Raw genomic sequence first — 25,057 nt, 5'->3', positions numbered from 1 at the left:
TGAAGCATGAAAAAGACGATGACGCCCGTGAGCCGCGGCGATGTAGCAGTAGGCGCCTTGCTCGGTGGCGTGGCCGCTTGTGTAGGCGCGGTGGCGCTCGGTCCTGTGGGCCTGGTGCTGGGCGCGGTCCTGGGGGTGGGCGTATCGGTGGAGCGCCGGCGCCAGCGCGCCGCGCTACAGGCCCGGATCGATAACCCCGCGCTCGTCGAGTGGGATGTGGTCATCGAGCGGGTCCATGTTGGCACCCTGTCCGATGCCGGCCTGGCCGAGCTGGAGAAGGGCGTGCTCGAAGACTGGCATGTCTACCGTAGCCAGGCTCTCAACCTCCTGAGCACCGCAATCCGGGCGGCGCAGATGCTGGCTTGGGTCGTGCCGGTTGCACTCTTCTGGGCAGCGCTTGCCGCCGTGGTCAATCCAGAGGCGATTCGCACGGCCGTGAGCGACCTGCAAGCGATGACCGGGATGGCGAGCGCAATTGCGCACGTGACGCTATCTGCCGCTGGCATCCTTTGGGTGGTGCTGATGGCCATTGCGGTCGGATTTTATCCGTGCCTGGGCTACGTGAACATGTTCAGCGCCGAAACCGCACGCGCAGTGCGCCATCGCGTGCGTGTTGTAGCCGACGGCCGCATGATGCTCGTCCCACATCCGGCAGCCGCCGTCGCCGCTTGACCGAGAGGTTCCGGGGAGCGCAAGCACTTTTTGCAACCACGCCTGACCGAAATTTTTATGATGGGCTCATCAGCGATCGCACAGCGGTTTGCTGAAGCGGTTAAGCAGCAAAAAGTTTAAGCGATATGGCATCGTCATCGGCCCAGACGCTGCCCACCAGTCCTGGGCCAATTTCTACAAAGGGAATCATCATGTTCGGTCGCATCAACGGCAACAGCAACGGCAACACCACCTGGGTCAACTACAACGGCAAGACCGGCCTGTTCACCATCGATCACCGCGAGCAAAATGCCGAAGGCAGCTACCGCGAGCACCTGACCACCACTGGCCGTAAGGTCTACAAAGAAGAATACCCGGACATGATCTCGGCGTTCGTGCGTCGCGTGATCGTCAAGGAAGAAGAAGTCTACCAACAGCAGGGCGTCTTTGAGAACAAGATCCTGGTGTCGCTGCGCAGCCCGGACGGCAAGGACGCCGTCGTCAAGTTCAGCATGGGCAGCAGCGCACTCCAGGTCCTGGGCGCCATCAACGCCGCTGACCTGACCCAGCCGATCACCCTGAAGAGCTACGTCTTCCCGGCCGGTAGCAAGGGCAAAGACAAGGAGGGCAACGAAGTCATCCGCCAGAAAGACGAAGTGCGTCTGGTCGGCTACCAGGGCGAGCAGAAGCTGGCCAACAAGTACGGCGAAGGCGAAGTGCAGATTCCGCGCGTCGAGAAGATCGAAGTGACGAACCCGGCCGGTAAAGTGATCAGCACCGTCAACGACTTCTCCGCGCAACACGAGTTCACCCTCGAACTGGCGCGCGCAGTGGACGCGAAAGTGAAGGCTGCTTCCGGCGCCCAGCCGGCACCGGTGGCGCCGCAGGCTCAGCCGGCACCGGCCGCAAGGCTCGACGAGGATACCTCGCTGAACGTGGCCGACATCCTGGGCGAAGAAGACGGCGGTGCCGCCGACGCAAACGCTTTCGGCAACAACCCGTAAGCGAACTCGGCCGCGAGAGCGGTCGTCTGTACAAAGCCTCGCCATGTGCGGGGCTTTTTTCGTTGTGCGCCCAGCATGGGCGCACTCTTGCGGGTGCAAGTCCCGCCGTGAGCTGACCACAGCGAGCGAAGTGAAGCGCAACTGCGTAAGGGCGACCGAACGTGGAGAGGAAGCGTGGAGCGAAACTGCGAGCCGATGGACAAGAACCGGATACAAGGCGCTACCGAGCAGGGCGAGCGGGCAATGATCCGCGAAGCTCTCGTGGTCAAGGCGAAGTGGCGTAAATCCGGCGGTTGTGCAGGGAAGGAGTGCGTTCTTACCTTGGGGAGATCTCGCCTTGTGCCTGAAAGGGCGACGTGGCGACACGGAGCGAGAAGTCAGCAGAGGCCATAGTAGCCGAGTCTTTTTTTTCAGCGAAGGGCCGAACGAGTAGGAGTGTCGAACAACTTGTCGATGAATCGTGTACGGCATCAGATGCCCGCACCAGCGGGGCGGGTCGCGGTAAGGCGGGGTGAAGCCTCGTCCAAAGCGGCCAGCGATGAAACAGGATTCCCGCGACAGGAACTGGAAGGCACAGGGCGAGACTTGCTCACGCAAGCGCTCGCGAGGGAAAACATGCAACGCGCGTGGAAACGCGTGAAGGCGAACAAGGGAGCCGCAGGCGTCGATGGTCTGGACATTGCCCAGACCGGACAACACCTGAAGCACGCTTGGCCTCTCATCAGGCAGCAACTGGTGAATGGCACGTATCGGCCCATGCCGGTACGGCGCGTCGGCATTCCGAAGCCGGATGGAAGCGAGCGTGAACTGGGGATACCTACCGTGACCGACCGTCTGATTCAGCAGGCACTATTGCAGGTGCTGCAACCGCTGATCGATCCCACCTTTAGTGAACACAGCCACGGGTTCCGGCCTGGTCGGCGTGCGCGCGATGCCGTGCTCGCAGTACAGCAGTACGTGCAGGAAGGCTACCGCACCGTGGTCGACGTCGATCTGTCGAAGTTCTTTGACCGGGTCAACCACGACATCCTGATCGACCGCTTACGGAAACGCGTGAACGATGCTGGAGTGATCCGGCTGGTGCGCGCCTACCTGAACGCGGGGATCATGGATGGCGGCGTGGTGGTCGAGCGGGGAGAAGGGACGCCGCAAGGCGGACCGCTCTCGCCGCTTCTGGCCAACGTGCTTCTCGACGAGGTGGATCGGATGCTGGAACGACAGGGGCATCGCTTTGCCCGCTATGCCGACGACTGCAACGTGTACGTGCGCAGCCAGAAGGCAGGCGAGCGGGTGATGGCCCTGCTCAAGCGTCGATACGACAAACTGCACCTGAAGATCAACGAATCGAAAAGTGCAGTGAGCCGGGCGTTTGGCCGCAAATTCCTGGGCTATGAGTTGTGGATGGGCCCTAAAGGTGAGGTGAAACGCGCGGTGTCGAAGAAGGCGCTGGAGGCATTCCGGCAGAAGATCAGGCAACTTACTCGTCGATCAGGTGGACGCAGCATTGCCGAGGTAATTGATGGGCTGCGTAGCTACGTATCGGGATGGAAAGCATATTTCGGACTGGCGCAAACTCCGACTGCCCTGCGAGAGCTGGACAAGTGGATGCGCCACCGCCTACGTGCAATTCACCTGAAACAGTGGCGATGTGGGCCTACCATCTATCGAGAGCTGCGAAAGTTGGGGGCAACGCTGAGAGTCGCTGCTCTGGTTGCGGGGAACAACCGCAGCTGGTGGCGCAACAGCAGGCTTGCACTGAACAGCGTATTGACGGTTGCCTACTTTGACCGCCTTGGCATGCCTCGCCTCACTTAACCTCAACTACTCGAACCGCCCGGTGCGGACCCGCATGCCGGGTGGTGTGGGAGGGGCCAGTCAGCACGCTGACTGCCCCTATCCCGATTTGTGGGCAAGAAGCGCAACCACGCCTGCACCGTTCCTTTACCGTAGAGCTATCGGTCAGTTGCACATTGCAGAATTCACATACAGGAGTAAATATGCCGACTTGGTTCGATCTCGGTAAGGAAGGGGTAACACTGCGGTTCATCAAGGAAGAGGGGTTCAAAGAGAGCCTGCTCATCATCGCCGGTGTGCCGATTGGCTCCCCTGAGTGGGAAGCGTGCCAGCGCGAGCCCCTGGGCTTCAAGAAGGTCAAAACTGGCAAGCCGTTCCTGATCCGTCCGTTCTCGCCGACCAAGACGCCGATGCTGTCCGACTTCCGCACGGTCTTCCCGCTGGCCCGCCAGATCCAGGTCCCAAGCGCGCAGGACGTGCGCCTGCGCCTGCAAGGCGGCCCCACGCTGTCGGCGCAAGAAATTGCGATCACGGCCGCACTGCGTGTGGCAGCGCCGATCGGTATGAACCTGATGGGCCAACGCGTCTTCGAGCGCCCTGAAGGGGAGCGTTTCGTGGTCGATGCCGAGGGCCAGCGAGTCGAAGAGGGCGCGCTGCCGGCGGCATTCATGCTGCGTGCGGACGATTCCAACCTGGTAAGCTGCGTGCGCGGCTTCATCGCGGGCCTCATGGCCGGCTCGCACGCTGATGTCGCCGACGTCAACCGCTTCGTCGACGTCCTGTACGGCCGCGGCGCCTCGCTGGATCGCCGCAAGGTGGAGGAGGTTGCCCAGACCATCGAAGCGGAGATGGCAAAGCGTGTCCTCGAGCGCCACGAGCTCGCCGGCGACGCGGCGTACCGCGAAGCCCAGCTGCTATACGAGAATTCGCCACCCTATGCCGGTCCCCAGAAAGATGCTGGTGCTATCCCGCTGCCGGCCGCCATCGCAGCCCAAGAGCTGGTGCGCGCCTTCGGCGGTGAAGGCTCGGTTCCGATCTACATCCCGCAACTGAACGACGGTGCCGTCGCGTCGCTCCTGGGCCGTAACTACGTCGCCCTGACTGACCCGGCGACGCCAGAATCGGCCGATGGGCGCCTGCGCAGCTTTGTCCCGGACTCGGTGACTGTCGTCGAGCGCGCCTTCACTGAATCGGTGCCGCCGCACCGCCTGTCCATGATCAGCCGCGACGACGTGACGGCCGAGACGCTCGAAGACGTGCGTGGCGCCATGGCGCGCCGGCACCAGAATGGCTTGACCATCCTGACCTTCCCAGAGTATTCGAGCGCCGTCGATGTCGACCGCCAGGCCGAGAAAGAGCGCGTGAACGCTTTCCTGCGCGGCCTGCAGACCGACTACGATGTCCTGGGTATTGGCCTCTTGTCGCCGGTGATGCGCCGGAAGATGAATCTCCAGTCCGGTCTCATGATGGTCACGGTCGGCCGCAAGTTCAGCGCGAAAGAGCGCGAGCTGCGAGGCGACGATTGGGTGCCGCGCCGCTTGGAGACGATGTACGACTGGGATGCCCTGCGCACCTACACCAACGACGTGCTGGTGCGCGTGCACGAGTCGGCCGGCCGCAAGATGACCGCCGAGGAAGAAGCGGCGCTGCGCGCCAACGAGAACGCCGAGAACAGCTACCAGCTGCCATACGAATCCTTCTCGCGCAATGGCGACGTCCAGCTCATGATCCCGCGCAATCTGGCCGGCCCGAGCTACAAGGCGCTGCAAAGCCTCCAAGACCGCAGCGGCAACATCGACGAGTACGTGCGCAATGCGATCGGCTTCTCGGAAGAGCAGTTTGCCTACCTGGCCCCGGAGCAGGTCGACGCAGCTGCCCTGATGGTCAGTGCCCTGGACCGCGACAAGGGTTTCGTGCTGGGCGACCAGACCGGCGCCGGCAAGGGCGCCACCATTGCCACGTCGGTATCCTATGCCTGGCAGCGTGGCCTGTCCGTGATCTTCGTGACCAAGCAGGACAGCCTGTTCTCGGACTTCTATCGTGACCTCAAGAAGACCGGCCTGCACACGCAGCTGCGCCCTATGGTGCTGAACCATGGCGCGCAAGTGGTCGACCAGTTCTCGGAGAACCTGGACAAGATCGCCAGCGGCGTGACGCGCAAGAAATTCACCGAAAACTTCCAGTTCGGCCTGGAAGGTTTCGACAACCCGAACTTGGTTTTCTGCACCTACTCGCAGTTCAGCAAGGGCGAGGACTCCGACAAGGCTGAGTGGATCAAGTCGATCGCGCCGAAGTGCATTGTGATCTTCGACGAATCGCACATTGCCGCCGGCGACACGTCCCAGCTGGGGTCGGTGTGCACCTCCGTGGCCAATGCTGCCAAGGCCGTCGTGTACTCGTCGGCGACCTGGCTCAAGGATGCGCGCCAGATGAGCTTCTACAGCCGCATGCTTCCCGCCTCGATCGATACGTCGATGGTCTCGGAGGCGATGCAGGCCGGTGGCGAGAGCATCCAGGAAGTGTTCACTGCCATGCTGGCCGAGGATGGCCTGTTCATCCGCCGCGAGCGCGATGCTTCCCAGCTCGACATCATGATGACTGTCGACGATGCGCGCCTGGCAGAGAACGAGAAGATCTCCGACCAGGTGGCGGTCATCCTGCAAGGCCTGCAACGCCTTTGCGGCGTCACCGACCAGGTGGGCCGCCGCCTGACCCGTGGCCAGATCCAGAAGCTCGACACGGCGCAGCGCTTCATCCAGGCCACGCTGGACCGCGCCAACAACTCGTCCCGTGAGGCGATCCTGGCGCTGCGCTCGCGTGCCGCCCAGGACGCTAACGCTCCCGAAGAGGAAGTCGACGGCGGCAACGACGAGGCGATCGACGAGGCCGCGCGCCAGGCCGCGGAGCTGGTCGCCGGCACCTACGCCCGGCAGATGGCGAACGACGAGGGCGTCGCAGGTCAGGCAGAGGCCGAGAACGAGGAGTTCCTGGCTGCCGGCCATGCGGCGCATGTGATCGACGCTGAAGCGATCGCCCTGGACGAGGCGCAGGCGCTGCTCGACGGCGGCATGCCGGCCGAAGGTGGCCTGGCGAACCTATTGGACCTGCGGATCGAAGACCTGGGCCTGACGGCCGAGCAGACTGCCAAGCTGTCGAGCGACATCGGCATGCTGGGCGAGGATGGGGACGCGCTGCGCCGTCTGCAGACCGAGATGCGCCGCATCAAGCGCATGATCGACGGCGTCAAGACCCAGACCACCAGCTTCGGCAGCCTGCTGTTCACGACCCAACGCACGCTCAACGTGGCGCTGCAGGCCCGCTTTGCCGGTGAGCGCGCGGTGGAGAAGATCCGCGAAGGCAAGAAGCCGATTATCTTCCTGGAGCAGACCTTCGAGCAGCGCATCAAGGAGGCGCTGGACGACCCGGATACCGAGAAGAACGAGGACGGCACCTACACGATCCGCCCGCAAACCCTGAAGTTGACCCTGCGCGCCATGTACGACACGGTCGTTCGCATGACCCACGTCGATGCCGAGGGCAATCGAATCGAAGGCACCGTGCTGGATTCGCAATTCATGGCGTCCGAAGACGAGCGCGAGGCCATCAAGGAGGGCTTGAGCACCCTGGATGACATGATCGACCAGCTGCCCGACGATCTGTACTGCTCGCCGATCGACACGATCTGCAACGCGATCCGCAATGCCGGTTTTACGGTGGGCGAGGCGACTGGTCGTAAATATAAGGTCATCGAAATGAACCATGACCACTGGACCGTAGCGCCGCGCACGGCCCAGGAGTCGAAGATCAGCAATATCGAGCGCGGCTTCAACTTCGGCGACTATGACGCCCTGGTAGGCAACAAGGCGATGTCGACCGGCATGAGCCTGCACGCCTCCGAGGACTTTACCGACCAGCGTCAGCGCACCGAGATGTTCTGCCAGGTCTTCGGCGATATCGTTGACTACGTCCAGGCGATCGGCCGTGCCGACCGTCGCGGCCAGGTGGTCCCGCCGGAAGTGGAAATGCTCGCATCCGGCCTGCAGTCCGAAGCGCGAATCATGATGGTGCACTACGGCCATCTGCGTAAGCTCTACGCCTCGGCCACCAGTAACCGCTCCAGCCGCTTCGAGCTCCACGAGCTGCCAGATCTCTTCAACAGCGTGGGTGATGCATCCGTGCGCGATTTCCTGCAGGCGAATCCGGCGATCGCGACGCGCCTGGGTATTGAGTTCCGCTCTTTCATGCCGACAGCAATTCACCCGGACGGCACCGAGGTCAACGCGTCCATGCACGGCCTGGCCAAGCGAACCGTCTCGCGCCTGGACCTGCTGCCGGACAAGGAGTCGCGTACCGTGTACCAAGAGATCACCTACAACTTCAACGAGGTGGTCGCGGAGCTGAACGAGCAGGGGATCAACCCGCTGCGCACCAATGTGCTCGACATGGCCAGTTTCGATGCCGCGGCGATCACGGGGTCGGAAGACCTGTTGCCGGCGCGCCTGAACGAGCAGGGCGACGTCGATTCCGTCTTCGACGAGGCTGTCGAGCTGCAAACGGTGACGACCCGATATCGCGTGGCTGCCCGCAAGTGGGCCGATACCCTAGCCGAGATCGAGCAAAATACGCACCAGATGTTCTTCGAGTCGCAGCGTGCGCGCGCTGGCGGCGGCACGCCAGACTTCGTGCCGGACCTGGAAACCCCGGCGATTTATCGTTCCGCGGGCGACGACGTGGTGGGGCCGATGACCGGCGCCATCCGCATGGTCCCCTCGGGCCTGCGCAGCCGCGTTGAGAAGATGTTCGACGCCATGCTGGTGATGATGCGTTCGTCCGACGCGGCGCGCCAGGGTGCCGACCAAACCGTTGAGCCGGGCCGCGCACGGGATGAACATGGGAACCAGCTGATCACCCCGACCCAGGTGATCGAGCGCCGCCGCAACTGGGTGCTGCAGCACCTGCAACACTTCATGCCAGGTCAACACGTGGTGGTGCGTGAGCGCCACTTCGGTATCGGTGAAGACAAGGTCCTGAAGGGCGCGGTGACGTCGCTGACGCTGCCGCCGCGCGGCCGCGAGACCAATCTGGCGCGCTGGGTGGTCACGATCCAGATGGCCGGCTGGACGGCGCCGCAGCGCTTTACGCTGGCCGATCTGTACAAGAAACAGTTCACCGGCTCGGACCTGTGGCTGCCGGGCGCCGAGCGTATCGACGATGGCCTGCTCAGCCGCGAGGTGCCGGACGAGTTCAATGCCTACCTCGAGCGCGACCACGTCGCGAAGCGCTACGTCCTGTGCGGCAACCTGTTCCGCGCGGCCTCGATCGCTGCTAAGCACAGGATCGGTGCTGGTGCGGTGCTGCAGATGCCAGCAGAGGCTCCGCGCCGCGTGATCAACATCCGTCCATACATGACGAAGGAATCGATCTACTCGACGGTGCCGGTTGAGCTGGCGCCGGAGGGCGTCACCACGCTGTTCTGCTCGACCTGGTCGGCCCTGAATCGTCCGCCGGCGAAAAACGCCCACTACTGGCAGGAGTTCCTGCGTTCGAGCCTGGAAAGCCGTGCGCTGCATTCGAACGCCGATTCGAAGAACGCGGATGTGTCGCTCTACTGGCTGCCGACGCGTACCACCTGGCAGCAGGACCTGCAAGAAGGCTTGAGCGAGGACGAAATGGATCAGCGCCGCGGCGCTCGTAGCCAGCAGGGTGAGCACCTCCTCGCCGGTGTCGGCGCGCGCATTCGCAAGACCTGCCTGGACCGTGAGGAGCAGTCAGCGCTGGCCACGGCCATCAACTCCGAGCTCGGCTACGAGATGGTCAAGATCGAGCGCGGCAAGCAGGGGGCGGCCACGGTCCGGATGATCTTGCGCTTCGTCGATGCTGACGGCAACCGCGACAGCGACGACAAGATCCGCGAGAAACTGGCTGTGTTTACGCGCCACGTCATGAGTGCGACCGAGACCCGCCAGTTCTACTCGACGTCGCCGGAGATGCGTCTGCTGGCCATGGCGGTCACCCAGCGTACCCGTGAGCAGTCGCGTGCCCTGCGTGAGGCTGCGCACGAGGACAAGATGATGCGCCGGCAGATGCAGCGCCTGCACCTGGACGGGGACGATGAAGACCAGGGCGACGTCGAGGGCGAAGTCGAATCGGAACCAGGCGACGATGATGTAAGCGAGCCGCGGGCCGCCTGAGGTCGCTGAACGAAATAGTTCGGCATATCGTCAACAGGGGAGCGAGCTGATCACGGACCAGGTGTCTGGCTGGGCTCCTCCTCTGGTGCAGTCTCATCGCTCTGTGCTGGTCCCTCGGTAATTCGCTTGTCGAGGCGCGCTGAGATTGACGAGATCCGCTGCACCAGGCGCTCGGCCATGACTGTCTCTTGCGGGCCGAGGGCTGGGAGAAGCTGTTCGGCGGCGGCCGATGTTGCCGCCGGCACGCGGCGCGCCATGTCGCGAGCGAGGCTTGCCATGTACTTCGGTGCAACGCCGAGCGTATGGGCGAGATCGTGGATGTGCGCTTCAGTGATCTTGCCTGGCTCCGTCTCGCCGGCGATCTCGAAGGCGAACTTGGCAGCCAAGCCGGGATAGACCCGCGTGCACATCAGGTCGTAGAACGGCGCCAGGCGCAGCCCTTTGGGCGTAGCGATAATCGACAAGTTCTTCGCGTGAGAGTCGTCGTTTCCGGCGCACAGGTTAAAGAAGAGCCAGCGCAGCAGCTGCAGGCGGTCGACTGCCGGCAGCGCCGAGACCTCTAGCAGGTCATAGCAGTCTTTGAACGTTGGACCGCCCTCGGCCTCGTATTTGACGTCCGACGGCTTTTCCAGCATTTGGCAGAAGTCTGCCTGCCAGATGCGTTTCAGGGAGCCGTCAGGCTGCCGTTCCCGATCGTAGCGCTCGACGAGACACGCGCGAGTGTTCGGCTGGTACGCCACCTTCGCGGTCTGGAGTCCGCATTTGTCCGCCGCGAGCATGATAATCGTCTCGTTCACGGACGATGCGAACACCTTGATGTCGCTGCGCTGAATATCAGGCTTGAGGATGTGCGTTGAAGGCGCGTTGCCCATGGGTCGTGCAGGGTTGCCCTTTTCGTCGACGTACAGGAGGAGCTTGAACTGCGCACCAGATATGGACATGCGAGGCGCAGGCAGGGCAGCAGCCTCGCGTTCAATCTCCTCCCGCTCGGCCGACTGGGCTACGTCAGCGTGGACCAGAAGGTCTACCTGATCCCACGTGAGGTGCTGGTAGACAGGCGGCTGCAGGATCTCGCCCTGCGGAACGAGCACGAACGCGCCGGCGCTCTCACCGCCGACGCGCGAGAGCAAGCCGAATACCGTTGACACCTTCTCACGAATGCTGATGACCTTGCGTTGGTCCCCCTCAGGGAGAAGGTTTTCGAAGAAGGCGGCAACGGCAGGCGTCGCTACCTGGTCTGGCGTCAACGGCAAAGCCGGCACAATAGGCTTGGCGCCAGGCGTGGCCAGCCACGTTTCGCTGTAGCTGAACGACAACGGGTCGGAATTGTGGAGCGTACCGACCAGCCCGTCGGGGCTGTAGACCCAGAGGGCGTCGGGGATGCGCTTGGCAGAGGTTTGTTGGGAACTCACGATTTTTCCCTGATGATGAGCTCCAGTCCAAGAAGGGTCAGCACATCGATTACCATCTGCATCTGCAAGGTTTCTTTTCCCCGCTCGAGGTCGATGAGGAACCTGTTGCTTTTCCCAGCCAGCCCGGCCACGTCGAGCTGAGTAAGCCCCTGTTTTTTGCGCGCAGCACGCGCGATTTTTCCGAGTTGGACGGTCGAAGTCACCTTCTCATAATCAGTGATAGCCATGCTTGCCTCAAAGTGAACGTTCGATCATATTCTAGCACCGCTTACACCAAAACATTCAAAATATGAACGAACGATCACTTTGCCGCTGCAAAGCCATGGATTGGCGAGCAATGTGAGCGAGCGATCACCTTGACGGCGGTGATGCTGGTGATGACCATGAGAGGCTGCAAGGCTCAAGCACCCGGCCGAACCGTACGGCGGTTGTGTTTCTTTTCCGCAACCTACTATTGTTGACCGGGACAGTTTGTCAACTTTCAATTCCCCTTAGATTCTTGTACCATAGCCATCTTATGAAACAAAATTGCGACCTCTAGGATGCCTCTGACCGTGATCCTGGCCGAAAAAGCTGCGGTAGCGAAGGAGATTGCATCCTTCCTGGCGCAGCAGCAAGGCGGCCGGTCCAGGCGTGAGGAGTGCGGGTACCGGCTTCCAAATGGCGATTTCGTCGGCTACACCAACGGCCACCTGATCGACATGGCGCCCATAGATCATTACCTTGCGCCAGAGCTGGCATGGGAGGATCCTTTTACGTACCTGCCGGTGATCCCCCAAGTGCACAAGCGTTCGCCTCGGCCCGCACGGAAAGAGGACGGAACGGTTGTCACGCGCGATGGCGCTCCGGTCCCGGATCCACTTTATGTCGCCATCGAACGCGAAGTGAAGGCGGCCGACGTCATCATCAATGCCGGCGACAAGGGCAGGGAAGGGCAGCTCGTGATGGACGAGCTGTTCCGCCAGCTGGGGATCGATCCGGCCGGGCCCAACATTCTGCGCGCCGCGGTCACCGACATGCATCCCAAGGCCTTGGAAAAGGCATTTGCTGAGCTAACTCCCAACGGACTGCCCCGGTGGCAGTTCTCCGGTGAGGCCGCGCGTGCGCGTCAGGAGGGCGACTGGCTGGTCGGTTTCAACGGCTCGCGGGCATACCAGTCGCTCCTGCACGACCGGGCCGTCGCTGTCGGTCGCTTGAAAGGCCCGGTCCTGTACATGGTCGCAAAGCGCCAGCGTGAAATAGAACAGTTCGTCCCGACAAATTTCTACACGCCGGTCATCACGCTCCAGGACGGCACCGAGCTGAAATGGAAGGCGCGCCCTGGTTGCGAGAATACCGAGGGATTCGACGATCGGGGACGGATCACAAGCGAGGATCTCGCCAGGTCCATCGTCGATCGCGTCAACGGGGGCTTGCAGGGCCGGTACCAGAAGGCGGCCGTGCGTCGCAAGCGCAAGGCTCCTCCAATGCCGTTCACCAAGACGACGCTGGAGATGGAAGCGAGCCGGCGCCTGGGTGTGCCGATGGAGGATGTCACCGAGGCGATGCACAACCTCTACCTGAAGCACCGTTTGATCTCCTACATCGGCACCGACTGTCCGTATATACCGGAGACGATGCTTCTGGAGGCGCGCCAGATCATGGCCGGCCTTTCGCCAATGTTCGGCAAGGTGATGCGCGGCGCCAACGCCGGCGCGCGACCAGGATCGGTGGACGACTCCAAGATCGGTGAGAACGAGCACCATGCGATTGTGCCCCTGGGGACGCTTCCGGCATCCGGGCGCGATCTGAACGCGACCGAGCGGGAAGTGTTCGAGATGATCACCCATCGCTTCGCCGCCCAGTTCTACCCGGATTTCGAATACGACGTCACGACGGTCGAGGTGGCGTTCGGGGACGATGTGTTCGCCGCCGACGCGACGCAGGTGGTTCGCTACGGCTGGACCGAAGCCGACGCCCAGCAGCCAGAGTTGGATGTCGAGGACGATGAGGAGCCCCAGGCCGCGCCGGTGGAGCTCGAGCAGGACGACGACGCCGAGGCGCCGGCCGTATGAGCAAGCTGAATATCGCCTCCGTCCGTATCGGCGCCATCGTCGGCGCCGTCGCCGCGCGTGTAGAAGTCACGCAGAGCGAGCCGCCGCCGAGCTACACCGAGGCCGACCTGCTTGAGGACATGCTGCTGGCCGCGCGCCACGCGTCGAGCCCGGCCGACGCAGCGGTGCTCGAAGCGACCAACGGCATAGGCACCGCGCGCACGCGCAGCGAGGGTATTATCGACCTCATCCGGAACAAGTCACTGGTGCGCGAGACGCGCACCGTGGGCGGCCGCCCGACGACGGTGGTCGTATTGACCGAAGCCGGTAGAAAATTGGAAGCCGCTTTGCCGCCCGAGCTCAAGAGTGTGGGTCTCACGGCGAAGTGGGAAATGTTATGCAGGCGCATCGAACGAGGTGAAGTAACGGCCGAGAACTTCCTGGTCGTGATCCGCAAGTTCGTCGCCGCTGTGGTTGCGGACGCAAAAAAACGCAAGGCGAGTGGTCGAGTTGCAACCACGCCCGCACGCGTCCGTCAAAATTAAAGAGCGGTAAAGCCGTACATATTCGAAGGACAACCACATGAGATCGGAGCAAATAATGAAAACGCTGAACGGCGCGCGACGCGCAATTGGCTTGAGCGGTCAAGGGCTCGGCTGCAGCCCGGTCGTGATCACCAATACGCTCAGGCAGCTCGATCGCGAGAACTGCTCCGCGGCGCTGCCGCTGACGGTTGCGGCCCTCAAGAGCGTGCTGGAAAAGAAGACGCCAGTGTCGGAAAAAGTCGCGGTCGGCTCGCTGTCCGAAATCAATCAGCTGCGCGCGGAAGTCAAGCAGCGCATGACGATGGAGCAGAGCGAAACCGAAGCCCAGGACGAAGAAGATCCGAACGAGATGGCGCCAGGCCGTCCGTCGTAACTGGAGCGTGAAATGAGTCGCCAGAGCCAAGGGCTGTCGGTTGCCGTGTGCGCCTACGACGAATTGCCGGAGGAGCAGCGCGCGGTCTATCGGGCGCGGTACGTCACCGATGAGACGCGCGAGGCGACATGCCAGCGTCTCGGGATGGCGCCTGAGCGATACGACCAGGTGCTTGATGACATCATGCGCTCGCTGCGCAAGATGGTCGCCGCGCCGGCGCTTCAGGCCTCGGGCCAATAAGGGGGCAACATGCCAAAAATCGTAACCGATTTTGACAAGGACGTGCCCGCCGAGCTGATCGAAACTGGTCCGATCGACGGTTTCTCCGAACGCGGCCGCGGTCTGCTGTTTATCGAGATGATCGGCAATGCGGCCGGCGATCTCGTGGAGCCGGACAGCGAGCATTACGACGAAACGCTCGCCTGGGTAAAAGACCCGCGCAACATCGAAGCGTGGCTGCAAATTGTGGACGCTTCACCGTCGGTTATTCCCGCCCTGCAGACCGCCCTCCTGGAGCGCCCGAGCGAGCTGAAAACCGCATGCGCCTACTTGTCACGCTCCGCCGCGCGCACCGGCGGCAGCCTGGATCGCTTCATGCGGGCGATGGGCATGGAGGTGGCGACAAGCAGATCCTCGCTGGCGAGCTGGGATGAGGTAGAGGAAGAAGGCGTGACCTGTAGCGCCGACTACCGAGCAGCTTGACGCTCGAACTGAACCTTCTGCACGAATTTTTCGCTGAGATATCGGCGGCCCACAAGGAGAACTGATTTGAACCTGATGGAAGCTATGCTCGCTACCGCCGAGCGAGACGACCTCCCCGAGGAGCAGCGCACGACGTACTGGCTCGACGGCGGAATCATCTATGCCGACGAGGTATTCTCGGCCCAAGGCTTCATGCCGCTGCTGGGCCGTATGGCCGAGCGCAAGTTGATGCGCACGCTGACCTCGCCCGAGATCAACTGTGGCTTTTCGTACCTCCCCGATCGTGCCGGCATGTTCGGCGAGTGCTTCATGGTGGCCGTGGCGTCGACCGGCATCCTGGAAGACAGCCTGCGCCTGGCAGCCCTGTGTGAGGCGGCGCGCGACGTCCTGGGTATGGGTGTCCCTGGGATCATCGACATCACTCCGGTGTACAACTACTTCCGCGCCATGCCGCGTGAAGAGCGCAATGGCCTGAAACAGGCCGAGGATAAGGAACTGAAGCAATGGCCACTGTATCAGCCGCTGCAGCAGCCGCTGGCAGCGTAACCGCGGCGCCGGCCGGCGCCAACAAGGCTCAAGCCCTCGTCAAGCAGGTGCTCGAGCAGCACTTCCGATCTGCAGCCGACGACTCCAAGGACCGATTCTCGGCCGCCTGGAAGGACGCGAACGTTTCGATCCGGTACCTGAACCACATGAGCCCCTTGATGTTGGGGATCATTCAGCGCCCTGGCACCAACGCCAGTATGGAAGAGCGCAAGGAAGCACTCAACTTCATGGTTGCCTCGACCGACGCCCTGGCCAAGGTGATGTCGGACGGCCTCGGCGTAAGCCCGGAGGCGCGCGCATACGATCGTGTTGAGCTCAACTCCATGTTGTCGCACATCGTCGGCACCATCTGGGGAAAATCGAATCCTGACAACCAGCAGGCGCGCGTCGACGAGTTCGTCCGCACGGTGGCCTCGGTCTATTCCGACGCCGAGTTCCTCAAGGGCCAGGAGCGTACGGCCGGTCTCATGATGAGCAAGATTGGCTACCTGAAGGTCGATTCTCCCGAGACGATGCAGACCCGCCTGCAGGTGGCCATGCACCAGGCCACGTTGCGCTTCTACGAAGGTGTCGTGGACGACCGGCTGAAGAATCCGAAAGGGCTGTCCTTCACCTACGGGCAGAAGAAGACGGCTATTGTAGCGTCCATGCAATCTGACTTCGCAGAAGCGATGAAGGCATTCCTGGTCGACACGACTTTCTCACCCTCGCTGTCGAACGACCAGCGCACTGCCATCATGCAGGTGTGGGTCCGTCACGCATCAGAGGTCTACCGCGCCGAGTATGTGGCGAGTACCCAAAGAATGATGGACTGGTTCCGCGCCGGGCAGAGCGTTTCGCAAGAAGAATTCGAGCGCCGCTTTGAGCGTGCGAAGAACACGCTCCCTGACGTGCTTCTCAAGGCGAGAAACATCACTGTTGAGACGCTGTCGGATCTTGTCCAGGTCGCCGGCTTCGATGGCGTAGCAGCGCCAGCCGAGACCGACGATCCTCAGCCAGGTACCGGGAATGGACAGTAGCGCGAGAAATGTTTCCATGCGACACTTATGCATTCCCTTTGAAGGCTTGAAATGAAACGCCGCTTTTTTTTACCCATTGCTGTTCTGTTTTATGCCTATAGTACGTCTGTCGGCGCAGCGTCCACGTGTAACGAGTTCCGTGCCGACATGCAGGCAATCCAGCAGCAGGTCCGCCAGATCGAAATGAACCGGTCGACGTCGGTCCTAGATTCTGTCCAGCAGGCTTCCGAGACGGTGAAGGCGAGCTGCCTGGACCAGTTGTCGGGCCTCGACATGACCTCGTTCGGTTTAACCCCTGGTGCCGCGTCCATGATCACCAAGCTCGCCAACCAGGCATGCCAGAAGCTCTCGCAGCAGCTGAACCAGAAAATGAATGAAGTCCGCCAGAAGGCGCTCAACGGTGTGAACAGCGCGATCGACAGCGCAGGGCTGAGCACGAGCCCGTGGGCAGGTTCAGGTGGCCCGCAGCCTTCTACGGGCATGGCGAGCGAGCCTTCGGTCGGCCGATCCGCTACCGGCTATGTGGCCGATGCCTGGGACAAGCTCAAGAACTTCCTTTTGCCGTAAGGGCTGCAATGCGATTTAAGAAAACACTCCTGGCCGCAGCGGTGCTCGCGGCCGTAACCGCTACCCCATCATTCGCCATGGGAGATGCCGCGGTCCTCGCGCCACTGATCAACGCCACGACCGCCGCGGTGAACGCCACGACGGCCGCCGTGACCAGCGGTTTCGGGACCATCATGCAGTCCTTGATGCGCATCGAAAACCTGCTGTCGGCGAATTCGGCGAAGGTTGCCAACCAGGTGGCCGAGTCGAGCCAGAATATGGTTGAGCGCAACATCGACATCGAGCGCTCCAGGCAGACGGTTGAGCTCGAGCGTCGGACCAGGATGCCCCTTGATCCGTGCGCGAATGCCTCGCGCGGCATGGCCGACCCCAACTTTGACCAGATCAACCCTGGCTTCCGTGGAGCGAACGGCGCCACCTTCGGCCCACGCGGCATGGGTGCCAGCTTCCGCCCGAAGACTGGCTCTCCGACGCTGGACAAGGCCGTGGACATCGCGCGCAATGATGCGCCAGCGCCGCCACCTGAAGTGCAGGCGGTCATGGCGCAGCGCGGCGCATGCGAAGCCTATGCAAGCGGATCGGTGCGCGCGCAGGCCTGTACCTGGGCTGGCACTTCGCCCAAGCTGTCCAGTGGCCTGCCTGACGCCGACATCCGCGCCTCGACCATCTTCGACGGCGCGCAAACGGCGGCTGACCAGGCTAAGGTGTCCCTGACGTTCAACGAGAAGCAGCTCGCGGCCGCAGCCGCCTATGTCCGCAATCTATCGGTCCCGGTGCAGCTGCGCGATTTGACCAAGATCGAGGCGCAGACCGATGAGGGGCGTCGCTACCTGGCGCTGCGCGACAGCTTCCAGGCACGCGTCGACCTGGCCATGCGGCCGACCGAGGAGTGGACGAGCAACAGGACGCCGTACGCAGCGACGATCCCGATCCTCAAGGCGATGAAGGAAGGCAGCGGCGCAGCTTCCCGGTATCTGGCCAAGCACTTGCCGAAAGCTGCGCCTGAGTGGGAGTCGAAAGGCGTCTCGCTTCATCATCTGCAGTACATCGACGCGGCGCGCCGCTACGAAAATCCCGAGTGGCTCAAGGAAATCGGGGCCGCCGACGAGGTGACGCTGCAGCGCGAGCAACTCTTGATCTCGGCACAGATGGCGAGCCTTCTGTCGAAGAACCTGCTGGCAACCGAGAAGACGAACGCGCTGCTCGGCGCGGTCTACCAGGCGTCCCTGAACAAGGACTTCATGCCCGAGCTGGCGGCGCAGCACAAGCGCGCAACGTCGACACGCTAAGGCGGCGCGGGCGGCATGCCCGCGCTTACCTGGCATCGCGGCGAGCAACCACGTTTCGGCCAGCGTGATTGAATCATTCCTTGCCCACGTGGGCGTCGACAGTCTTAACGGAGTGACAATGAACCAGCAGAAAAACGAGCAGGTAGTATACCTGGACGCTTACTCGACAGAGAGCGGTTCGCTCGAAATCGAACCGCGCTACGCAAAAATCACTGCCGGTGCTACCTTCATGGCGCAGCTCAAACGCTTGCACACGCTGTGCCAAAAGGAGCAGCTCACCGAAGTACGCATGTCCTACGGCCCGGATATGTGGGGCCCGACTGGTGTCGAGGAGGCTATGCGGATGGAATGCCCGGAGCTGGTGGTAACCCAGTCTTCCTTCTGGTTCGCCGATCGCGGCCGCCACCAAGATGCGCACGTCGAGACCCGCGGAGTGAGTATTCTCCACCTCACCCAAGCCCTCGCCAGCGCGACTGGCCCGATCTTCCTTTGCAGTGATCCAACAGCGCTTGAGAACTACGTCGCGGAGGACATGCAGGACGAGGAAGAAGAGGAAGCCCCGTTCGAGGTCTTCCGCTAAATCCACCGCTACGGCCAAGTGGCCGTAGCAACCCCCCGTTCAAGAAGAGCATGGACAACAACCCACATTACGATCCTGGCAACCTGATTGACACGTTGCGCCGCATCCTGGGTGTGCAGCACGACAGCCACCTGGCGCAGCGCCTTGGTATTCATCCGCCCCAGATCTGCAAGATACGCAAGAGGCTCATCTCGGTATCGTCCTCGCTCTTGATCAACATTCACGAAGAGACCGGCCTGAGCTTCTCGGTGCTGCGCGGGCTTATGGGGGACTTCCGCACGAGCACCTCACCAACGGCCGAGCATCCAGCGATCCCGCCCAGGGCGCGTCTTCTCGAGGTGGAACACGTGCTCGAGACCAAGCACCCGCGCATGCTGCGTAATCCGAGGGCTGTAGCAGGGCAAGAGAGCCGTCCAGGTGGCGCGGCCTGACAAGATCTACGCTTCGCCGCGGCAGCGCTTCTCAACCGCCGAGTTGCAACGGATCGGCTTCAAGTATCAGCAGGACAGCGGCAGCGTGCTGGTCAAGCGCGGCGCCGGCCGCGTGTTGGTCGCGACAGCATCGTCCCTGGATGGCAGGGCATGGCGGGTGACGCCATACGTGCGCCGCTGGCGCTGAAAGGTGGCGCCAGGGTGCCCTAAGGCGTCAGGACCAGCACGCGCCGATCTGTCTCGGCCATGCCTTTCGCCGCGTCGGTACCCATCAAGAGCTCTCCGTTGGGCAGCGCGGTACCGTTTTTGATCCTGCGGCCGTTCTGCATCACGATCCCATCCGGGAGGATCTCCCGAATTCCCAGCTTCTCGCCGCTCGCAATGTCGGTCGGCTTGCTTCCCGCGGCCTTGCTCAGGCCTACCTGCGCGTGCACCTGTTCCGCCGGCTGCGGCGCGCCCACGTGTTCTGGCGGCTTCGACCTGGTGCTCTCGTGCGGCGCCGGCTGCAGAGCTGCAGCTCGCTGCGCCTTTACAGGCTTCGACGGCTCCGGGGCCTTTACGGGCGTGGGCGGTTCCTGCTCCTTGACGGCCGGTGCCGGCGTGCGAGGTGCCGGGGCAGGTTCAGCGGCGCGCGGCGCTAGCTTCTGCTTTGGCGCTGGTGCCGGGGTGGGGGGCCTCGCAGCTGGGCGCTGCTTCTCTTCGACCGGGCGCGGCTTCGCGACTGGTTCCCCACGCCGGGACGGTTGCGGTACCGCGTCCGCGGCGGCCGCGGCGGTCGGCGGCGGCGCGCTGCTCGGCGGGGGAGGTTCCACCGTCTTCACTGGCGCTGGGCGTGGTGCTGGCGCCGCCTGGTCGCGTGCTGGGACCAGTGGCGCGGGTACGGGCCGGTGGGGAACTGCTTCGATCTCATACGAGGCGAGGGCGACACGCGGCAGGGCCGTGCTTTGGCGGTACGCGATCGCGCCCAGCACGGCGCCGGCCGTTAGCGCACTGGTGACACCTCCAAGCACCATGGCCGCACGGTAGTGGGTCTTCATCCAGCCGTGGTCTTCGGGGACGTAGCGCTCGCCCAGCGCTGTCTCAGCCCAGTAGAGATCGACTTGAGCCATTATTCCAACAGTTTGGATTTCTGTTCGGCGAACATCGTCACCTCGGACAGCGGCCACATAAGGCGCCCGCTCCTGCGCTTCGCCACTGGCAGCCCGGCTGGCGGCTCCTGCAGGCGGCGCTCAGCCCGCTCCTCGGCCGACAGGGACTTCAGCCAGGAATAGTTGCGCAGGGTAGCTTCGGACAAGCCCATCAGTGCGGCGGCAGCCGGCGTGCTGATGAGCTCGTCCGCTGTAGCAGTCACGCCAGGCCCGGCCGACAGCGGAATTGAACTGCCGGCCGAGGGCATTTTATCGACGTCCGGCATGGTTACGACTGCCACGAATAGCCTTTTGGATTGCTTTGTCACGCGTCACACCTGGGCGAGCTGGCATCGCTGCAGCTGCTGGCGCTGGACGGGGTGTATGCGTCGGCGCGCGCGCTGGCGACGGTTCCGTACCTGGTGCCTGAGCAGCTGCTGGCGAGGGCGCCGCCAGGCCTGGAGCCGGTGCGTCCGGAACGTGCGGGAGCTGCGGGAGAGACGACGTGTAGCAGGTGGTCTGTGCGCGCCAGAACAGCTGAACCAGTGCCCCAGGCAGCTGACGCGACCAGTGCAGGATCGCAGACTCCTCTTGCTGCTGATTGACCATGAGTGCACTCATCCGGGCCGCATGGTCGATAAGACGACTCAAGGCGCTTTGCAGATCCGTCGCGGGCTCCACCAGATGCATCTCCACCGGGGCATTATGCTGCGCGAGCGCTTCTGACAAGCGATTCCTGGTGCTGAGCATCGCTTCGTGCCATGCAGCCACGATTTCGCGGGAATCGTTGGTCGAGGCGTCGCGCGGTATGGCTTCGTCGAGTAGGCGCAGGAAGGGCTCAACGTCGCGCTCGGCATGGTGCAGCATGTCGAACAGGCGATGTGCCTCTTCGATGTGTGGGGGCAGATTCGACCTGGCCTGTTCGTTCGCCGCCGAGACTGAAGCTTCGGTCAGCGTGCGATCGAGCTCTTCCCGTGCGGCGATTTCGTCGGCTGCCGCGCGCGCGGCAGCGGCGTCGGCTTCGCGCTGACGGTCTAAGCGTGCGGTCACCTCGCGCTCGATTTCGCGTTCTCGCTGGGCGGCCTGTTCCTGCTCGATGCTGCGCGCGCGCTCGGCATCGCGGCTGCCGGTGCTCTCGGGAGCGAAGCGGTGCTGGGTGGTGGCGCGGTCACGGCGGCGCAGAAGCACCAGTGCGAGCACGGATAATCCAGCGACACCGGCGCCGAGATACGCGGGCCAGTTGGAGTTGCTCTGCTGCTGGTTGATCGGAGCAAGAGCGGCCTGCAGCGGTTGGGTTTCCGTAGCCACTGGCATGAGAACAGGCGCCTGAATCTGGGCTGGAGCACCAGGTTGAGCAGCAGCCACATTCGGAACATAGGTCATTTGCACGGGCGCGGTAATGGGCGCGGCAACGGGCGCGGGCGGCGCGACTGCATCCGGCCGCAGCTGCGCCGCCGCCAGCATGATGCGTGCTGGAGCCTGAGCCGGGGCGCTCGCCACGTGCATTGCCGCCGCTGGCATCGCCATCGCGACCTGGGGTACCTGGGCATCGGAGAGCACGACGGGCAGCTGGGTAGCATTGCCGCCGGCAGCAGCTACTGCGAAGGGCGACTTCAATGCACCACCGTAGATCGCCATCCGCGGTTCGCTTCCGTGTGAGCAAGCTGAAAACGACGCCAACATGGCCAGGGCCGCAATATTGATCGCAGCGCGTGACGGGGCCGGCATTTCGCGCAGCTTACGCATGGTCCGCTTCCGAGCGTGGAATCATCTGACCGCGCACGCCACGGTTCGGGGTGGCGACGCTGAAGGTGTCATAGATGCAGTCGCCGATGACCTTGGAGCCGACACCGAGGTGCAGGTCGCCTACGTTGACCGTGGTCGGCTGGCCCTGGACGCCGATATCGCCCTCATTCCAGAGTGAGGCGGCGTGAATATTGCCTTGTACGACGCCGCCGGCCATCACCAGCACGCGGCCGGCACACTCGACGTTACCCATGACTTTTCCACGGATGACCAGGCTCTTGTTTCCACCGATGCGAATCGTGCCTTCGATGACGTCCTCGGCACCGATGGCCATGCTGATATCAAGCGTCTCGCACAAGACTTCGGCATTGGTACCATTGGCCACGTACTCGGCCAGGGAGGATTCGTTCGAGTGGGCGACGGGCGGTACGGCCACTGGTGGCTGCGGAGGCGCTGCCGGCGGATGCTTGTGCACGTGCGGCGTGTCGAGGGAAGGCATGGCGCCGAGGCTCAGGTCGGAAGGATTGCTCATTGCGGTTTAACTCCTGGTTGGGTGGGAATAGCCTTGAGATCGGCCTGGAACAAGATGCTCTGGCGATCAGTAATTCGGGTTGCGGTAAAGGTGCGGTGCGCAGGGTCCACGACATCGAGCCGATGGTGCCCGTCGGGGAAGAGGGCGCCGACAGCGACCGATACCGTCTGCTGGCCAACGCGGCAGATGACCGCGCTCGCGCTCGTGTTCGAGACCAGGCACGGCGCCGAGAACGATGCAGCAGTCGTGTCGGGATCGTTGCGTGATAGCTGCATCGCCACGATCGCGCCGACTGCCACTGCGAAGCCACAAGCTGCGCCAATTGCGAGGCTGCGCATCGTGGCGCGCTTGAGCATCTCCTTGGCCAGCAAGCGATATTCATCCGGCTGAACCCGGACAATGGCGACGCGCGTGATTTCGTAGGAGCCGTCCCGGCGGGCGTGAAGCCCATTGGGCGGGCCAGGTGGGAGCTTGGTCGCACCCTCGTACCGGTCGGCGATGACCAGCGGCGTCTTTATCCTCAGCCCTTCTTTCGGCAGCGTGAGCGCAGCGATCTGCGCATCGGTCATGCGATCTAGGCGTCGGACGATGTCGTGTAGGATGTCTCGCTGCATGAAAGGCACTACTTCGGTGTTGTTTCGTTTTATGTGCAAGTTGCAAAACAAGAGTCTAATGATATATCATTAGGTTGTCCAGAGGAACTATTGCCCCATGTCCACAAAACAGAACAAGACCCCAGTCGATTATTTTGAATACGCTGACGATGGAAGAAGCCCGTTTATCGTGCTGCAACATCGCCAGGGGAGGCTGCCCGTCCAGCGCACCGTTGTGACGGCGGCCGGCGTCGTCGAAATCACGGGTGCGGACGGTGTCATCGAGGTTCTGGGTTCAAACGAGCACCCGTGCAGCGTGAGCGTCCTCCAGCGCATCCGCACGCACCACGAAGGCCTGTTGCTGGTCGACGTGGACCCGTCGCGGATCAACGGGGTCCGCGAACAAGTGCTCACCGCAAGGTTTGTATAGATCCGACCAGCTGTTGCACCAATAGAAAACGGGCCGTGGATTACTCCTTCGGCCCGTTTCTATTGGTGAGCGCGAGCTGCGCCCGCCACGTCGCTACGGTCGTGGCGCTGGCGTTTCTGCCGCTTCGACTGCGCGGCCGGCGAGCGCCGCTAAGTGATAAATCGCGTCATTTTCGGCGGTCGCGTGTGGAAATGCGCCACTGTCATACATCATTCTGGCCATCGCGCTGACCAGGTCTCCGATATTGTCCAGGTTTGGCCACGCACCTTTGATCGGTACGATCAGAACAGTGCGCATGCCGTGATCGAACGAGATCGAAACGCTTGCCGAAGACACGTCGTCAGCCTGGGCCAGGGTGTGCAGGTACTGATTGAAGTCGATACCAGGGTCGTTCAGCGAGAGGCCAGTGATGCTCTCCTCCGGGTCGTAGAGGAACCGAATTGTCTCCGGGGCTGCGTCAGGGGTGCGCTGCGCGCCGGCGCGGACAACTGCGAAGTCGACGCACGTGATGTTAGGAGGAGTGTCGGGGATGGAGAACATGTCTTTGGCTGCTGTAGCGTTTGGAATGGAGCGATTATAGGGCAGTACGCCCTTGCAGGAAGGCGTGGTTGCAGTGGCGCCGGCCAGCGCCACAGCGCGCCTGGCCGCCGGCACCCGCCGCTGATCAGGCTCGAGGTGCGTCGCCGCCGGCCTCGTCTTCCGACGCATCGGCGATCTGCAGGCGTGCCGTGAAGAGATTTCGGATCCGGTCGTACAACTGCATTGCCTCGGCCACTTGCTCGGGAGGGATCTTTGCATCCTGGTCGGTGAAAGGTGCGACCGCATCCCAGATCTTGCGATCGTACTCGTCGAGGTCGTGGATCGGGCTCCCACGGTCGGCGGAGCACACCATGTCAACCACTTCCGGCTTGGCCAGCACGCGAAGAACCCCAAGGCGTTCGGCATCGTCAGCCAGGTGCGCAAAGATGGGGTGGTCGCAGAATGCCGACTCGATCAGGCCAACATCTGGCTCGGCGGCGTAGCCGTCGTAACCGTAGTGCACCACGTCGGCGATCCAGCCGTCGTCGCCGTTTTTTTCCCAGGACTGTCGCGCGCCGACCATGCCATTGAGCAGGTGCTGGCGCTCGTCCTCGGACAGGATCGAAACGCGCTCACGTGCATGCTGGCGCAGGATAGTGGTGACGGCCAGGCTAATCGCCCGGAGGGCGTCTGGCGAATCGGCCAGCGACGGCGCCAGCAGCTGCCACACGGCTTCGGCCGGGGAGGCGGCGTGGGTGACGGCAATCGATTCGATGATGGTCGTTTCGTCGTCGATCGACGTGAGCATGCCCTCGTTGCGGCCGATCGCGATTGCTTGTTCGAAGCCGGCGCGCATGGTGGAGGCGTCGAGATCCGGGCCGGCCGCGTCGACGGCGATGATGAAGTGTTTCGGCGAGTTCTTTGCGGTTGTCATTGTCGAGTGTGGTCGTGGTGATAACAGGGTCTGATGCGA

26 protein-coding genes are annotated in these 25,057 nt (G+C 62.9%); 17 read left to right on the top strand and 9 right to left on the bottom strand.

Features of this window, described 5'->3' with window-relative positions; all coding sequences use genetic code 11:
* Window positions 1-6: 6 nt before the first annotated feature.
* The 4 genes from AB3347_RS17740 to AB3347_RS17725 all read left to right on the top strand — a co-directional run bounded on the left by AB3347_RS17740 (window position 7) and on the right by AB3347_RS17725 (window position 9,640).
* Window positions 7-672, top strand: coding sequence for a hypothetical protein (locus AB3347_RS17740; RefSeq protein ID WP_036214689.1), 666 nt, complete (start codon window positions 7-9; stop codon window positions 670-672).
* 191 nt (window positions 673-863) lie between these two features.
* Entirely contained in the window at window positions 864-1,655 is a 792-nt protein-coding gene (locus tag AB3347_RS17735) for a hypothetical protein (RefSeq protein WP_027866350.1), read from the top strand.
* A gap of 447 nt (window positions 1,656-2,102) precedes the next feature.
* Window positions 2,103-3,470, top strand: a complete 1,368-nt coding sequence (gene ltrA / locus AB3347_RS17730; RefSeq protein WP_369093179.1) for a group II intron reverse transcriptase/maturase — start codon at window positions 2,103-2,105, stop codon at window positions 3,468-3,470.
* Between the two features lie 182 nt (window positions 3,471-3,652).
* On the top strand, window positions 3,653-9,640 hold the full coding sequence (locus tag AB3347_RS17725) for a strawberry notch C-terminal domain-containing protein (protein WP_369093098.1): 5,988 nt from the start codon (window positions 3,653-3,655) through the stop codon (window positions 9,638-9,640).
* 50 nt (window positions 9,641-9,690) lie between these two features.
* Here AB3347_RS17725 and AB3347_RS17720 read toward each other — a convergent pair whose 3' ends face one another.
* Together AB3347_RS17720 and AB3347_RS17715 are read right to left on the bottom strand one after the other, a co-directional pair.
* The gene (locus AB3347_RS17720; protein ID WP_285376609.1) at window positions 9,691-11,052 is read right to left on the bottom strand and encodes a type II toxin-antitoxin system HipA family toxin; all 1,362 of its coding nucleotides are present in this window, start codon (window positions 11,050-11,052) and stop codon (window positions 9,691-9,693) included.
* Window positions 11,049-11,279, bottom strand: a complete 231-nt coding sequence (locus AB3347_RS17715; RefSeq protein ID WP_369093097.1) for a helix-turn-helix domain-containing protein — start codon at window positions 11,277-11,279, stop codon at window positions 11,049-11,051. Before AB3347_RS17715 ends, AB3347_RS17720 begins: the two co-directional genes overlap by 4 nt.
* A 327-nt stretch (window positions 11,280-11,606) precedes the next feature.
* On the opposite strand from AB3347_RS17715, the gene AB3347_RS17710 reads away from it, so the two are divergent.
* The 12 genes from AB3347_RS17710 to AB3347_RS17655 all read left to right on the top strand — a co-directional run bounded on the left by AB3347_RS17710 (window position 11,607) and on the right by AB3347_RS17655 (window position 19,324).
* Entirely contained in the window at window positions 11,607-13,106 is a 1,500-nt protein-coding gene (locus AB3347_RS17710; RefSeq protein ID WP_369093096.1) for a DNA topoisomerase, read from the top strand.
* Window positions 13,103-13,630 carry a DNA topoisomerase gene (locus tag AB3347_RS17705; protein WP_369093095.1) on the top strand — a complete coding sequence of 176 codons (528 nt, stop codon included), beginning with the start codon at window positions 13,103-13,105 and terminating at the stop codon, window positions 13,628-13,630. Before AB3347_RS17710 ends, AB3347_RS17705 begins: the two co-directional genes overlap by 4 nt.
* Before the next feature lie 55 nt (window positions 13,631-13,685).
* The gene (locus AB3347_RS17700) at window positions 13,686-14,003 is read left to right on the top strand and encodes a hypothetical protein (RefSeq protein WP_285376617.1); all 318 of its coding nucleotides are present in this window, start codon (window positions 13,686-13,688) and stop codon (window positions 14,001-14,003) included.
* A 12-nt stretch (window positions 14,004-14,015) separates the two neighbouring features.
* A complete protein-coding gene (locus AB3347_RS17695; RefSeq protein WP_369093094.1) occupies window positions 14,016-14,243 on the top strand; it encodes a hypothetical protein in 228 nt (75 codons plus the stop codon).
* Between the two features lie 9 nt (window positions 14,244-14,252).
* The gene (locus AB3347_RS17690) at window positions 14,253-14,705 is read left to right on the top strand and encodes a hypothetical protein (RefSeq protein WP_285376619.1); all 453 of its coding nucleotides are present in this window, start codon (window positions 14,253-14,255) and stop codon (window positions 14,703-14,705) included.
* 66 nt (window positions 14,706-14,771) lie between these two features.
* Window positions 14,772-15,251, top strand: coding sequence for a hypothetical protein (locus tag AB3347_RS17685; RefSeq protein WP_285376621.1), 480 nt, complete (start codon window positions 14,772-14,774; stop codon window positions 15,249-15,251).
* Complete coding sequence (locus tag AB3347_RS17680; RefSeq protein ID WP_369093093.1) at window positions 15,209-16,270, top strand: hypothetical protein; 1,062 nt, start codon at window positions 15,209-15,211, stop codon at window positions 16,268-16,270. Before AB3347_RS17685 ends, AB3347_RS17680 begins: the two co-directional genes overlap by 43 nt.
* A gap of 51 nt (window positions 16,271-16,321) precedes the next feature.
* Window positions 16,322-16,837, top strand: coding sequence for a hypothetical protein (locus tag AB3347_RS17675; protein ID WP_285376625.1), 516 nt, complete (start codon window positions 16,322-16,324; stop codon window positions 16,835-16,837).
* 8 nt (window positions 16,838-16,845) lie between these two features.
* Window positions 16,846-18,126 carry a conjugal transfer protein TraW gene (gene traW, locus AB3347_RS17670; protein WP_285376627.1) on the top strand — a complete coding sequence of 427 codons (1,281 nt, stop codon included), beginning with the start codon at window positions 16,846-16,848 and terminating at the stop codon, window positions 18,124-18,126.
* 118 nt (window positions 18,127-18,244) lie between these two features.
* The gene (locus tag AB3347_RS17665; RefSeq protein ID WP_285376630.1) at window positions 18,245-18,706 is read left to right on the top strand and encodes a hypothetical protein; all 462 of its coding nucleotides are present in this window, start codon (window positions 18,245-18,247) and stop codon (window positions 18,704-18,706) included.
* A 50-nt stretch (window positions 18,707-18,756) separates the two neighbouring features.
* On the top strand, window positions 18,757-19,137 hold the full coding sequence (locus AB3347_RS17660; protein WP_369093092.1) for a hypothetical protein: 381 nt from the start codon (window positions 18,757-18,759) through the stop codon (window positions 19,135-19,137).
* Window positions 19,124-19,324, top strand: coding sequence for a hypothetical protein (locus AB3347_RS17655; RefSeq protein ID WP_285376633.1), 201 nt, complete (start codon window positions 19,124-19,126; stop codon window positions 19,322-19,324). Before AB3347_RS17660 ends, AB3347_RS17655 begins: the two co-directional genes overlap by 14 nt.
* Before the next feature lie 19 nt (window positions 19,325-19,343).
* On the opposite strand, the gene AB3347_RS17650 is transcribed toward AB3347_RS17655, so the two are convergent.
* From AB3347_RS17650 to AB3347_RS17630, 5 genes are all read right to left on the bottom strand, one after another.
* Window positions 19,344-19,598: a hypothetical protein gene (locus AB3347_RS17650; protein ID WP_369093091.1), complete on the bottom strand. Its 255-nt coding sequence runs from the start codon at window positions 19,596-19,598 to the stop codon at window positions 19,344-19,346.
* Window positions 19,599-20,245: 647 nt separating this feature from the next.
* The gene (locus AB3347_RS17645; RefSeq protein WP_285376636.1) at window positions 20,246-20,551 is read right to left on the bottom strand and encodes a hypothetical protein; all 306 of its coding nucleotides are present in this window, start codon (window positions 20,549-20,551) and stop codon (window positions 20,246-20,248) included.
* The gene (locus tag AB3347_RS17640) at window positions 20,535-22,010 is read right to left on the bottom strand and encodes a hypothetical protein (protein ID WP_369093090.1); all 1,476 of its coding nucleotides are present in this window, start codon (window positions 22,008-22,010) and stop codon (window positions 20,535-20,537) included. The genes AB3347_RS17645 and AB3347_RS17640 overlap by 17 nt, the downstream gene beginning before the upstream one ends.
* Window positions 22,003-22,542 (bottom strand): polymer-forming cytoskeletal protein, encoded by a 540-nt coding sequence (locus AB3347_RS17635; RefSeq protein ID WP_285376639.1) that lies wholly within the window; start codon window positions 22,540-22,542, stop codon window positions 22,003-22,005. Before AB3347_RS17635 ends, AB3347_RS17640 begins: the two co-directional genes overlap by 8 nt.
* Window positions 22,539-23,156 carry a hypothetical protein gene (locus AB3347_RS17630; protein WP_285376641.1) on the bottom strand — a complete coding sequence of 206 codons (618 nt, stop codon included), beginning with the start codon at window positions 23,154-23,156 and terminating at the stop codon, window positions 22,539-22,541. The genes AB3347_RS17635 and AB3347_RS17630 overlap by 4 nt, the downstream gene beginning before the upstream one ends.
* Window positions 23,157-23,253: 97 nt before the next feature.
* On the opposite strand from AB3347_RS17630, the gene AB3347_RS17625 reads away from it, so the two are divergent.
* Window positions 23,254-23,565, top strand: a complete 312-nt coding sequence (locus AB3347_RS17625) for a hypothetical protein (RefSeq protein WP_285376643.1) — start codon at window positions 23,254-23,256, stop codon at window positions 23,563-23,565.
* Between the two features lie 93 nt (window positions 23,566-23,658).
* On the opposite strand, the gene AB3347_RS17620 is transcribed toward AB3347_RS17625, so the two are convergent.
* Together AB3347_RS17620 and AB3347_RS17615 are read right to left on the bottom strand one after the other, a co-directional pair.
* Window positions 23,659-24,105 carry a hypothetical protein gene (locus tag AB3347_RS17620; RefSeq protein ID WP_285376646.1) on the bottom strand — a complete coding sequence of 149 codons (447 nt, stop codon included), beginning with the start codon at window positions 24,103-24,105 and terminating at the stop codon, window positions 23,659-23,661.
* A 124-nt stretch (window positions 24,106-24,229) separates the two neighbouring features.
* Window positions 24,230-25,018, bottom strand: coding sequence for a hypothetical protein (locus AB3347_RS17615; protein WP_285376647.1), 789 nt, complete (start codon window positions 25,016-25,018; stop codon window positions 24,230-24,232).
* Between the last annotated feature and the right edge of the window lie 39 nt (window positions 25,019-25,057).

Origin of the sequence: Massilia sp. X63 (genome assembly GCF_041023745.1) — a bacterium.
In the GTDB taxonomy this organism is placed as follows: domain Bacteria; phylum Pseudomonadota; class Gammaproteobacteria; order Burkholderiales; family Burkholderiaceae_D; genus Telluria.
Note: the sequence above shows the minus strand (reverse complement) of the source record. Positions and strands in the feature narration are given on the sequence as shown.